General features: G+C 31.0%; 8 protein-coding genes. All 8 read left to right on the top strand.

All coding sequences use genetic code 11. The features are described from left to right. Positions 1 to 80: 80 nt before the first annotated feature. Complete coding sequence (gene pelF / locus Q0856_RS04385; RefSeq protein WP_298502981.1) at positions 81 to 1,589, top strand: GT4 family glycosyltransferase PelF; 1,509 nt, start codon at positions 81 to 83, stop codon at positions 1,587 to 1,589. Positions 1,590 to 1,634: 45 nt separating this feature from the next. Next, entirely contained in the window at positions 1,635 to 3,236 is a 1,602-nt protein-coding gene (locus Q0856_RS04380) for a hypothetical protein (RefSeq protein ID WP_298502978.1), read from the top strand. Further along, entirely contained in the window at positions 3,223 to 4,032 is an 810-nt protein-coding gene (locus Q0856_RS04375) for an endo alpha-1,4 polygalactosaminidase (RefSeq protein ID WP_298502975.1), read from the top strand. Before Q0856_RS04380 ends, Q0856_RS04375 begins: the two co-directional genes overlap by 14 nt. Before the next feature lie 407 nt (positions 4,033 to 4,439). Beyond that, entirely contained in the window at positions 4,440 to 6,017 is a 1,578-nt protein-coding gene (locus Q0856_RS04370; RefSeq protein ID WP_298502972.1) for a hypothetical protein, read from the top strand. Continuing rightward, entirely contained in the window at positions 6,014 to 10,018 is a 4,005-nt protein-coding gene (locus Q0856_RS04365) for a DUF2194 domain-containing protein (protein WP_298502968.1), read from the top strand. The genes Q0856_RS04370 and Q0856_RS04365 overlap by 4 nt, the downstream gene beginning before the upstream one ends. A gap of 78 nt (positions 10,019 to 10,096) precedes the next feature. Continuing rightward, positions 10,097 to 12,136, top strand: a complete 2,040-nt coding sequence (locus Q0856_RS04360; protein WP_298502966.1) for a S9 family peptidase — start codon at positions 10,097 to 10,099, stop codon at positions 12,134 to 12,136. Between the two features lie 5 nt (positions 12,137 to 12,141). Beyond that, positions 12,142 to 12,582 (top strand): hypothetical protein, encoded by a 441-nt coding sequence (locus Q0856_RS04355; protein ID WP_298502963.1) that lies wholly within the window; start codon positions 12,142 to 12,144, stop codon positions 12,580 to 12,582. Between the two features lie 130 nt (positions 12,583 to 12,712). Beyond that, positions 12,713 to 13,225 carry a hypothetical protein gene (locus tag Q0856_RS04350; RefSeq protein ID WP_298502961.1) on the top strand — a complete coding sequence of 171 codons (513 nt, stop codon included), beginning with the start codon at positions 12,713 to 12,715 and terminating at the stop codon, positions 13,223 to 13,225.

The raw sequence follows: 13,225 nt of genomic DNA, 5'->3' as shown, positions 1-13,225 counted from the left end.
AACCAATATAAACTGAGATATCTGCGTTTAGTGTTTTCTTTGAATTTGTTTTACGAAAAATAGGAAGAGGAAAAAATTACATGACACTAACCAATACTATTAATGTGCTTCTAATTACAGAAGGAACATATCCCTATAATGGAGGAGGAGTTTCTACGTGGGCTCATGATTTGTGTACTAAAACAAAAGGTATTGATTTTACATTATACTCTATTAATGCAGGTGTTGAAAGTGTTACAAAATACCCAATAGGTGAAAATGTAAAGAAGATTATTCAGGTGCCTATGTGGTCTCCAGAAGAACCTTTCGATTGTGTAGATTATAATATAAAATATTCTACAATCCTTAAAGCAAGGGAGTTTACATCCGACGATATTATAAAAAGCTCTTTCTTACCAAATTTTACATCATTTATAGAAGAAATATATTCTGAGAATCAATCTTTAGAAAATATAAATGCCAGTTTTTACAAAATGTGGCGATTTTTTCAGAAGTACGACTATAAAACCACAATGACTAGTGAAGCCGTCTGGTATACTTTCTGTGATGTTATTTCTAGAGTATTACCTCCGGAGGAGTTAAATGTTGTTCCATTGGAAGATATAACAACTGCCATGCGTTGGATTTATCGCTTTCTTATTCCCATGGCAATAGAGGTTCCTAAAATGGATATTTCTCATATTACTATTTCAGGAATAGCAGTTATTCCTGCTTTAGCATTAAAATATAAATATAACACGCCTATTTTGGTTACGGAACATGGTGTTTTTATTAGAGAGCGCTTAATTGCTATTAGTTCTGCCGATTACTCTTATTTCTTAAAAAAAATGCTTATTAATTTTTCTGAGTGCATAACAAAACTAGTGTATTCTCATGCATCAAAAATTAGTACCGTAAGTAAATTTAATATGTCTTGGGAAAAATTTTATGGTGCAGAATTATCTAAAATAGAAGTTATATATAATGGTGTCGATGAAAATGTATTTCTTCCAAGACCAAAGCCAGAACACTTAAAAGAAATTCCTACAGTTGTTGCTGCTGCAAGAATTTTTGATTTAAAAGATATTTTAACCATGATTAAATCTTGTCATGAAGTGGTAAAAACAATACCAAATGTACAGTATTTAATTTATGGTAATAAAGATGCAGTACCAGAATATACGGAAGAATGTGAAGCATTGATAAAAGAACTTAAGTTAGAGAATAACTTTTTCTTAAAAGGTTTTCATAATAAACCGGAATTTATTTATTCCGAAGGAGATATATCTATACTTACTTCTATTTCAGAAGGTTTTCCTTATACAGTTATAGAATCTATGAGTTCTGGAATACCAGTTGTAGCTACCGATGTCGGTGGGGTTACAGAGGCAATAGATGATACTTGCGGTTTGGTTTGTAAACCCAAGGACCATGAAGAAATTGCTCAAAACGTTATTAAACTTTTACAAAATGAAAGATTAAGAAAATGGATGGGTGAAAATGCTAGACAAAAAGTATTAGAAAATTTTACAATAGATACTTTTATAAATTCTTTTGAAAAAACATATAAAAATTTAAGTATTAAAACTCCAAGTTTAATAGAAAGTTAAACTATTTAGTTTTAACACAGAAGCGAAGGAAGTTCCCCTCATTGCATGAAAAACATTCAAGAAAATATTAAAAAAATAACGGAATTGGTAATCCATAAAATTGGTAATCCAGTTAGTGTTATGGTTGTTTTAGCAACCTTAGAATCTTTTGGAATCAGAGATAAAGATGTTTTAGAGGATTATGGATTTGTGTCCCTTTCCGATTTATCTAAGCATATATTTAATGATTTAAAAAGTAGAGATATAACCACACTAAAAAATGAGAGCGAATTAAAAAAATCTAAAGCTGCGTTAGTTCCAGTATCTAGTTATTTATGGATGAAAACGAAACTTTTAATACAGTTTTATCCATTAGGTATCTTCCATTTACTTCCTATTTTTTTACAAATAGCGTCTATAATTGTTTTTGGTTACTCCTTGTGGGCTTTTATAGGTTTCAATATTGTACAGTCTACTTCCGTCGTTTTTGGAGTTATAATTGGTTTAGTTGTTTCTGGAGGTTATGTACAAGTATTAGGTAGGCAAGCTTCATTTTATTGGCACCATCAAGAGTTTAAAAAAGCCAAAATGGTGGTTAATAAGTTAATTAAATCGGGAATTCATGGTTTGCTTTTAACCTTTTTAGTACTAACTGCAATAAATTTCTTTTTTAACTTATATCCCTTTTCTTTTATACTTATTACCTGTGTTTATGCCTTTTTAATAGGGTTATTGTTGTTGGTATCTGCACCTTTTCATACTATAAGACAACGCTGGGTTATTTCATTAGCAGTATTATTAGCTACTGCTATTGCATTAGTCCTTAAACTATATACTAGTCTATATATTTATGTAACGCATTGGGTGGGTATTACAGTAGCTATTTTCGTTTCTAAGTTGTTTTTAGAGTACTTTTTTAATAGAAAAAAAGGTTTTTATTCAGCAGAAAACTTAAGACCAAAAAAGTTAATGGTTATTTATAAAAACTATAGGTATTTTTTTTATGGAACCCTTATATATGTCTTTATTTTTATTGATAGACTTTTAGCTTGGTCGGCCGACATAGATTTAACGCATCAATTTATATTTCTATATGAAAAAAATTATGAAATAGGAATGGATATTGCAATTCTAATATTCTTTATGTTAGCAGGAGTTTTAGAATACGCTATAGCTTCATTTAGTAAGTTTTTAGACCTAAAACAAAGAAATACATTAGTAACTAATAGGAAGGTTTTTAATAAAAGTCTTTTTAAAATGTATTTAGGACATATTTCTGTTCTAATCCTTACCGCATTAGTCACCACGACATTTATTTATCTATTAATTACCCAACCATGGGGATATGAGGCCAATTTTGGTGAAACTTTAGATTTTATAAGTATTAAGGTTTGTGTTTTTGGTGGTGTCGGCTATTTATTACTTACTTGGGGAATGCTTAACTCTTTGTATTTATTTACACTAGATAATCCTAAAGGACCATTGCGCTCTATAATAATTGCTTGCATAGTTAATTTTGCAGTAGGTTTTATCTTGTCTAGAATAATTAGTTATGAGTATAGTGTTGTTGGTATGCTCGTTGGAGCAGGATTGTTTATGATTTTAACATTACGAGAAACTATTGTTTTCTTTAAGAAATTAGATTACCATTATTATGCGGCCTATTAATATCTTATATTTTTTATTACCCTTTCTAGGTGTCTCTCAATTACAAGAGAAAGATGCCATAGCAAACAAGTTATTTGTTTGCTATGGAAAAGTGAACCCAGAATTAATAACAGGATACGATTTAGTTATTCTAGAATCGGAACATTATACTTCATCGGAGATTGCAATTTTTAATAGAAACAATACGAAGGTAGCTGCATACATAAGTTTAACAGAAGTAAACGAATATGCGTCTTTTTATAAAGAAATGGCTCCTTATACTTTAGGGAAAAATGGTATTTGGAATAGTCGGTTTATAGATATTAAAAACAAAAAGGCGCAAGAAGTTTTATTGAAAGTAATTAATAAAATAAAACAAAAAGGAATTGAAGGATTGTTTTTGGATAACCTAGATAATGTCTCTCAGTGGGGGAATTTACGTAATCAAAAAGAAGAATTTATTGCTTTGTTAAAAAGAATTAAAGTAGAGAATAAAAATCTTTTTTTAGTTCAAAATTCAGGCTTATTTCTGGCCAAAGAACTTAAAAATATTACAAATTCTATTGTTGTAGAGTCGGTTGTTAGTGCTTATGATTTTGCTAAAAAGGAGTATGCAATACGAGACATAAACACACAAAGAGAAATAGTAAAAAATTTAAGGCAGGCAAAAAAAATAGCAAAAAAACCAATTTATATTATCGAATATGCAGAAACATCTAGAATGAAAAAAATGATTTCGCGGGAAGCAAAAAAAATAGATTTTTCAGTCTTTGTTGCGCAAATAGATTTACAATCTATTCCAAAATTTAAAATATAGTATAAATGGGATTTCTAGATAACGTACTTTTAGGACCTTTTAGGATTATCCTTATTTTTTTAGGAGCACTTATAGTCCATCAAATAGTTACAAAGCAACCAATAAAAACATACAATTTAGATTACGTTGTAAGACGTTCTGCAATATTTGGAAGCGCTATACTATTGTTAATTTTTGTGCTGGTACAGTTAAAGATGTACAATATATTTTCAATATTATTTTTATTCTTTGGCCTTTTTTTCTTTTTATATCTAGATTTAGGGAATTTTAGAAACTCGGCAGAGCAAATTCGAAAGAAAAGAAAAGCGTTTTTATTAACCTTTTTTAGGTTTATGGAAGAGAAGCCTAACTTTCTTAAGCAGTTGAAAAATGGTTTCAACTTTTTTTTACCAAAAAAGTTAAACTTCATGCTTATTACTGCCTTTTTAGTGTCCATGGCGTGTTTTGTGTCTAGGTATCTTTTTTTAAAAAATGACCTATATACGCTCTCAGGGTTATGGATTCAAAATTTAGAATTTGTAAAAAGTATTAATAATAATATTTGGTTTAGTCCAGGTTTTACATTGTTAGGCGAAAATGCTGTGATTAATTTTTACAGTAAAATTACCGGAATAAGTGAAGAGATGGCAGTGCATTCTTTTGGGCTTTTAGAAACATTTGGAATTAGTCTAGTGTTATATTGGGTGTTGGTTAAAATTACTAAATCTAATTTTTTGGCTCCAATGATTGGAGTATTGTTTTTTGGTTTTTTCTACAAGTATCTTCCAATAAATATTAATCTTTTATTGGAGCACAATGCGTTGTATATGGCCATTTGGTTTGCACTGCCTGCAATGCTTTTTACTGTTATTCCCAAATTGCTTACTAAAGATAAGCGTAAATATTTTATAGTGTTATTTATGCTTTATACGGCATTGGCTTTTGTGAGTTTTTTTGTTGCCATAATTATTATTCCGATTTTTTTAATAGCTGCTATCTTATTTTATACAAAAAAAAGTTTACCATATATTTTACGAAGCATACTAAGTTATGTTTTAGCTACCTCTTTAGTAATGACTATACACGCAATAACGTGTTGGTTATTAGGAATATCCTTTATTACGTTTATAAAACAAAGTATGATATTGGTAGATGTTTATACGTATTTTCCGCAATTGGTTATACCAATAGATAAGCTAGTTCTTGTATATGCCGGTCTTGGGGTTATAACATTTTTAGGATTAATGCCATTATTTATTAAGAATAGGAAAAAATGGACTCCAGCAATGGTTTTTTTGGTTTTTTTAAATTTTACAATCGCACTAAAATGGCTAGATTGGCCATGGATTGATATTGATTTATATTACCAAATTCTATCTATTCTAGTTGTTATATTAGTGGGTATATTTAGTGGAATAATACTTTACTATTTTAAAATTTCCGTACCTAAGGAAAGAAAAAATAGGGCTATTAGTATAGCATCTATATTCATTGTGTTAGTATTTGCTTCTTACTTTACAAATAGTTTCTCAAATTATAATTTTGATGAAACAGATGAACTTAAAACCGATATTCTTTTGGTTTATGATGATTTATCGAGTAATTATTTGCCATACTCTTATGCCGTAGTTAATCAAAATTATGGGCAGAGTATTGGGAAGAGTGAGCATCATTTTATTAATTATAATCTTTTTAATGGAGCCTATACTAAAAGAGATTCTATTTATCAAATGATCAAGGGTGATGAAGAATTAATGAAGAGTAATTCTAGTAATATATTGCCCAATAGTGTTTTCGTTTTTATAGCAAAAAACAATGCTAATTCTACGGATGAAAAATTTAAGGTTACTAAGGAAACCGTATTACAAATAGAGTCTCAAATAGATATTCTTAAAAAAAGAGGCAGAAACGTAAAAGTATATTTCGAAGATGATTTTCTTACTGTTTATGAAATAGTAAACAAAGAAAATGCTTCTAAACTAAATGATTTAATTTTTGATTTATGATCCATAGAATAAAGCTAGGTTTTCTATTCCTTATATTGGGTTTTACGATTGGATGTCAAAGAGACATATATAGATTTACCCATGAATTTAGTATTCCAGAGAAAAGTAAAGAACTGCCTCTTGTTCAATTTTTAGGGAGTAGAAATGAGTATAGCAGTAGTTTGGAGAGTAAAAACTTAAACAAAGTACTAGATTATACTAAAATACCATACAAAAATATTTTTATTAAGGATTTTAATGAAAATCAAAAAATTGCTCCAACGACCAGGGTCTTGTGTGTATACGAAACTACAGCATTGAAGGATAATGCAATAAAAGCTATTTTGAATTTTGTAGCTAAAGGAGGTACTTTATATCTAACAAAAGCAATTAAAGACGAAAGACTTGGGTTTTTAATTGGCCTTAATCCGGATGCTAATTGGGAAACAAATAAAACTGCACAAGGGTTTAGTTTTAACTCACCTATTTTTCCAGGAAAGCAAGGGTTAAAGTATAATGATGATGGTCTTCATTTGGGTTTTAACGGACGCAATTTTTCGGATAATGTTCAGGTTATGGTTAATGCTACTAATGATAACGATTACCCTGTGTTGTTAGAAAATAAAATTGGTAATGGTAGGGTAATGTTTTTTAACTCCTCTAATCTACTAAATAAGGGTATGCGTGGATTTATGTTTTCAAGTATTCTTAAAGGTCTAGAAGGAATTCCTTATCCTATTGCTAATGTAGCTACTATTTTTTTGGATGATTTTCCTTCACCGACATATAATATTTATAAAGAACCTATTAAGACAGAATTAAATATTACGGTAACAGAATACGTAAAAGATGTATGGTGGCCCGATATGAAAAAACTCGCAATAAAAGAGAATATAGAATATACTGCCTATACTACTTTTGATTACAATGCGGTTGTAATTCCGCCTTTTACTTTTAAAGAATGGGATAGAAATACTGTAAATATAGATGGGAAAGTTCAAAAATTAAGTAGCTGGATAGGTAGAGATGTTATTAAAAGTGGTCATGAGCTAGGTTTCCATGGATATAATCATGTTTCTTTATTAAAATCTGATTGGAAGAATCCGGAATATATGGTAACAGCATTAGATGCTGCAGAAAAAAAATGGAAAGTACTAGACTTTAAAAAATTACCTGTTTCTTATGTGCCTCCATCTAATTATATAGATAGTGTCGGCCTGGCCAAGCTTCACCAAGGAATGCCAAGTATTAAATATATGCAAAGTATATATTTAGGAACTTTAGAAGAAGGAGGTAATAGAGAATTTGGACCAGACCCTTATAATGATAAATTTTTCGATTTCCCTAGAATTAGTAGTGGGTATTTTCTAGAAGCCACGAATATTTGGGCTATAGAATCTATGTATTTATATACGGGAGTATGGACGCATTTTATACATCCAGATGATGTATATCAAATTCCAGATAAATCTAATGCATTAACTAGTGGTCATTTTAGTTATAGGAATAAGCATAAACTAAATTGGTATTCCAAAAACGGAAAAAAAGGAATGTACGATACTTTTCATGATCATATATCGGAATATAAGAGAGATCATCCGTTTTCAAGATTTTTGAATGCAACAAAGGCTTCTGAGAGAACTATGGATTGGCGTTATGCCTATTATAGGCATTCTAATTTCGATGGAATGTATGAGGTAGAAAGCAGCAATGCCAGAAATAAAGAAAAAAGTAATTATTGGCTAATGTATGTAGATGATGCTAATGCCTCTCTGGTAGATGATTCATTAGCGAAAGAAGAATTAGAAGTAAAGAAAACAAGGATGTTAGATGGCTTTTTATATTCCATAAAAACAAGAAACCCATCTATTGCCGTCCCAGACTTGTTTGCTAAATCAGGGGAGATTAGTAAGCCAAATAATGTAGTGGTACCAGAAGTTAATAAAGCCTATGAATTGTTTGAGATAAACAAAAAATTAATGACCCCGATGACCGATTTGGTAAATAGGTACGTAGTAGATGGTGAGTTAAATAAAGCAACCGACTTAATTGAAGAAAATTTTAAGAAAAACCCTAATGCAAGCTCCGATATTTGGCTGGAGTATGCCAAATATATGACTTGGCAAAAAAGAGAAAAAGAAGTTTGGAAACAATTAAATAGTTATTATTTAAGGTATAAGTCAAAAAATACCGCGGACATTTCGAGAAAAATTAATGAAACGATTGGTTATCCTAGTGATGCTAAGCGCAAACTGTGGCTCACCAGACAGATAGAATGGAAAACTAAGGATACAGCCGTTTTACTAGAGTATGTGGATTATTTTAACACAAAACCAAATCGTAAGCAGATTAAAGAAGTACTAAAAAAATTAGTTAGTATACAACCTAACTCTAAAAACGCTACACTTTATTTAAATCATTTAATCGATAATAATGACGAAGAATTAGTAGAAGAACTTTTAATCTTAAATCCATGTGATGAAATGTATGTAGAATTAGCAACTACAATTGCTTGGACTTTCGCTGATAACCTAAGATTTGATAAAGCTTTAGAGTGGCATAAATGTGCGCATAATATAGATCAAAAAACAATAGATTTTTGGACCTTAAGTTCTTCAAATTTTGAAAAAATGAAGGAAAAAGATTTTCCTTATTACATAGCTTTATTGCTAGCAAATAACCCTAAAAAAGTTACCGAAGAGCTTAAAGGTAAAGAAAGTTGTTCTAAAGAATTAGAGCATTTGGCAACAAAAATTGCTAAAACTTATGCAGATTATGGAAAGTATAAAAAGGCATTAGAGTGGGTAGAGTGTTCCGATGGAATTGTAATAAAAGATAAAATGTCTTGGTTTTATGAAGTAAATGATATTACTGGCCTAAAAAATGTATTTAAAAAATATATTACTAATAATCCTAAAGATTATGATATACGTTTATTCATGGCAACTTTATTGCTTTATGAGGGGAAAATAAAAGAATCTGCCAAAGTAGCATTTAGTATTCCCGATGAAAAAATTGATGAAAAATACAAAAGAGCTCTTAATAAAGAGGTTAAAGGATTAGAACTTAAAGAGCAGATCCAAATATTTAGACAATATGGAGATTTGTTAGATCCAGAAATAGGACAACTAATTGCTAAAAATATAAGGCAACAAAGGGGGTCCTCTATAAGTTTTGGTTCTTTTAGTATTAATGATAAATTAAAACCAACCGCATTATCTAATAACTTAAGTTATAGCACTCATAATGCTAGCGGAGATATGCATAGTTTCTCTGTAACCCAAAGTACTATGTTTAAATTGGAAGGCTTTCCTTCTAATAATGAAAATATTGGCCATGATTTAATGGGTCTAGAATACGGATTTACTAAGAAGTCTAGTAAAAAATATAAGTACTCTTTGAGAGGGCGTTTAGAAAGAGATAATTTTGGAGATTTCTTTTTTCAGGCTGGCGCGGGAGTTAACTATTCTAAAAAAAAGAACTTTACTGCTTTTCAATTAGAAACTTTCCCTGTAAGATCAGGACCAGGACATTCTTTAGGTATTTATAGAATTCAGTTTACAGGCTATAAAGAAATGGCGATAGGTAAACTAGTTAAGCCCGTATTATCTTTAGAGTCTAACTATTATACAGATGAAGAGAATGATCATATGTTATTAGGTAGGTTAGAATATAAACTTATTTCATTAAACAAATTTAAACTTTATCCAATGATAGAAGGAGCGGGGGGTATTGGCACAATAGATCGTAAATCGGGTTATCCTTATTGGATGGCAAAAGAAAGAATCCTTGGTGGAGCAGGAGCTTTCCTTGTTTTGGGATCCGAAAAAAGTAAATTTAATTTAGAAGCGGATTTTGGAATTTTTATGGAAAAAGACGAACCTAATTTTGAAAGGTATATTGGGAATATGTCTTACAAAATTACCGACTTTACTAAAATCAATGCTACCTACGAGTTTTATACAATAAAGAACTTCTTTTCTAATGTTATTCAGTTTGGTCTAACGTACAATTTTAAATAAATAATTGTTGGGTAGGATGTATTTGTAATATCCTTTAGTATTGGTTAAGTTTAAGGTGACTAATTAAAATACAAACCAATGCAAAAGCCCTTCTTATTATTTTTTGTGTTAAGTCAATTATGGATTAATTGTATAAGCGCACAGAAAACTTTATTCTCTTATTTAGATGTATATAATTTAGAGTATGTGTCGGACCCTCGAATTTCTCCCAACGGAGATATGGTGGTTTATAGGCGAATGGGTTTTGATATTATGAAAGACAAGTCCATTGGTCAATTGTGGGTAATTAACACCGATGGAACGAAACACGAAAAATTAACATCGAGAGAAGTCTCAGAGTCTAGTGCTAGATGGTCTCCGTCAGGAGATAGATTAGCCTTTGTTAGTAGTACAGAAGAAGGTTCCGAAATTTACATGTATTGGTTTACATCAGGAAAAATTGCAAAAATATCGCAATTACCTTTTAGCCCTAGTTCACTAACATGGTCTCCAGATGGCACACAATTAGCATTTTCAATGCATGTACCCCAAACCCCACCGGTATTGGCTAAAATGCCTGAAAAACCTAAAGGAGCTAAATGGGCTGATGCACCAAGAATTACAGACAGGTTGTATCATGAGGCAGATGGCATGGGTTATATTCCAACAGGGTTTAATCACTTGTTTGTAGTTCCCGCAATAGGGGGAGCAGTGCGACAAATTACAAAAGGAAACTATCACCATAGAGGAAGTTTAAGTTGGTCTCTAAAAGGAGATAAAATTTATTTTTCGGGGAACAGAAATGAAGATTGGGAGTACGACTTTAGAAATAGTGAGGTGTATGAAGTTGGGGTAACTAATGGAAGTATAATTGCTATAACCAATAGGAAGGGTCCAGATAGTAATCCAGTTATTTCGCCCGATGGAAAGCGAATAGCCTACATTGGTTTTGAAGATAAATTACAAGCGTTTCAAGTTCGAAAATTACATATAATGAATGTTGATGGTAGTAATTCAACGGTCATTTCTAAAGATTTAGATAGGAGTGTATCTAATATTGTTTGGGATAGTAAAAGTGCAGGGCTTTATTTTGGTTATGATGATAAAGGAAATAGTAAAATAGGGCATATTACTCTTCAAGGAAAGGTTACCAAATTAGCCGATAATAAAGGAGGAACTTCTATAGGTAGGCCATACGCGGGAGGATCTTTTACAGTCTCTAAAAGTGGAGCTATAGCCTATACGCAAACACGCCCAGAATACCCTTCGGAAATAGCTATTGTACATCCAAAATCAAAAAAAGTAAAGAAAATTACAACTTTAAATAGAGCTTTGTTCTCGTATAAGAATTTAGGAAAAGTAGAAGAGGTATGGTATACTTCTTCTATAGATCAGAGAAAAATTCAGGGTTGGGTGGTATATCCTCCAAACTATGATACAGCAAAAAAATATCCCTTTTTAGTGGAAAATCATGGTGGGCCAATACTTAACTACGGAGATCGTTTTTCTGCGGAAATGCAATTGTATGCCTCTGCGGGTTACATAGTTTTTTATCCTAACCCGAGAGGAAGTACTGGCTATGGAGAGGAATTTGCTAATTTATTATATAACAATTATCCAGGAGAAGATTATAATGATGTTATGGATGGGGTAAATTTTTGTATAAAAAAAGGAATTGCTCAAGAAGAAAAGTTATATGTTACAGGGGGTAGCGCAGGGGGCATAATGTCAGCTTGGATGATAGGAAAGAATAATAGGTTTAAAGCAGCTGTTGTTGCTAAACCAGTTATGAACTGGATTAGTAAAACTCTTGTGGCGGATAATTATTTTGGGTATGCAAATTCTAGATATCCAGGGCAGCCCTGGGAAAATTTTGAAGGCTATTGGAAATTTTCGCCACTTTCTCTCGTTGGTAATATTAAAACCCCTACTATGGTAATGGTCGGTATGAATGATTTGAGGACACCTCCTAGTGAAGCAAAACAGTTGTATCATGCATTAAAGCTAAGAAAAATAGAAACTGTTTTAGTTGAAATTCCAGGAGCTAGTCATGGTATTGCAAAAAGGCCGAGTAATTTAATAACGAAAATTGCCCATACTTTATCTTGGTTTAATAAGTATAATGAAAAGAAAGAATAAGATACATGGCAAATAAAAAGAGGCATTGGCTATGGAATTTAATACTCCTAATAACATTAACAGTATGTTTATTGGCCTTTATTGTGCATTATAAAAATTGGACTAAAATAGAGCCAAACAGTATTAAAATGGTTTCTGGAGTTTATTATAAAGAAATAAAATTCGTTGATGTAGATAGTGTGTCAATGGTACAGAGAATACCCGCTATGGAGCGTTTAAACGGCTTTTCGGCCTTGTCTAAAGGTAATGGACTGTATAGAGAGTTTAAAGATTCGTTAACCGATAAAAAAGTATATGTCTTTGTTGATAATTTTGAGCAACAGAAAATCCGATTAGTGTACCAAGATTCTCTAAAGCTATTTTTTAATTACAAAGATAGTGTAGAAACAAAAGAGCTTTTTTCTCTTTTTGAGAGTAAATTAAATGCTCTAAAAAAACAAAATTAAATTATTTGTAAAATGTTAAAAAACAGATAATTAGAAATATATTGAGTGGTTTTCCGTTAGTGAATAAAGATTAAAAAGGAAATATTACCTGTAAAATCTTACCAAATCTAACCTTTTAAACCATTCTACGATGAGAAAATGTGCATTCGTATTTTTAATTCTTTTTTTAAGTCTGTCATCCTATTTGTATTCCCAAAAAAGTGTAGATATTGATGGACGTTTACAACCACTCTTGAACGATTTTTTTGAACAGTGCGAGAAATATGGAATAGACTATCACGCAAAGCTATTTCAATTAGAAAATATAGATATAGTCAGTAGTTTACCTTTAGAAGAGAAAAATACAGTACTTGGAAAAGTGTCTAGGAATGCATCGGGAAAAGTAAATCAAATTTTAATAAGCTGGGCGGCAATGTTAGATCCAGAAATTCTTAAAATTGTTGCTTTTCATGAGTTTGCGCATCATTTTTTAGATTGTAAACATACCTGTCAGGATTGTAATGAGATAATGGCGGTAACTAATATTAGCTATTTTGCCATTGCCCAAGATTGGGAAAACCAAGTAGAAACTCTTTTTAAAACTTCTCCTATTTATTTGACTAATAATAAAGCGCAAACAGTAGTGGTAAATACATTTAATTAA

Origin of the sequence: uncultured Maribacter sp. (genome assembly GCF_947496775.1) — a bacterium.
Classification (GTDB): domain Bacteria; phylum Bacteroidota; class Bacteroidia; order Flavobacteriales; family Flavobacteriaceae; genus Maribacter_B.
The sequence above is the reverse complement of the archived record's forward strand: the minus strand, read 5'-3'. Positions and strand labels throughout refer to the sequence as shown.

Bases quoted from the DNA above. Each gene is read 5' to 3' on its own strand.
- Q0856_RS04380 (WP_298502978.1), top strand. From the start codon at position 1,635: ATGAAAAACATTCAAGAAAATATTAAAAAAATAACGGAATTGGTAATC.
- Q0856_RS04365 (WP_298502968.1), top strand. From the start codon at position 6,014: ATGATCCATAGAATAAAGCTAGGTTTTCTATTCCTTATATTGGGTTTT.
- Q0856_RS04350 (WP_298502961.1), top strand. From the start codon at position 12,713: ATGAGAAAATGTGCATTCGTATTTTTAATTCTTTTTTTAAGTCTGTCA.
- Q0856_RS04355 (WP_298502963.1), top strand. From the start codon at position 12,142: ATGGCAAATAAAAAGAGGCATTGGCTATGGAATTTAATACTCCTAATA.
- Q0856_RS04360 (WP_298502966.1), top strand. From the start codon at position 10,097: ATGCAAAAGCCCTTCTTATTATTTTTTGTGTTAAGTCAATTATGGATT.
- Q0856_RS04370 (WP_298502972.1), top strand. From the start codon at position 4,440: ATGCTTATTACTGCCTTTTTAGTGTCCATGGCGTGTTTTGTGTCTAGG.
- pelF (WP_298502981.1), top strand. From the start codon at position 81: ATGACACTAACCAATACTATTAATGTGCTTCTAATTACAGAAGGAACA.
- Q0856_RS04375 (WP_298502975.1), top strand. From the start codon at position 3,223: ATGCGGCCTATTAATATCTTATATTTTTTATTACCCTTTCTAGGTGTC.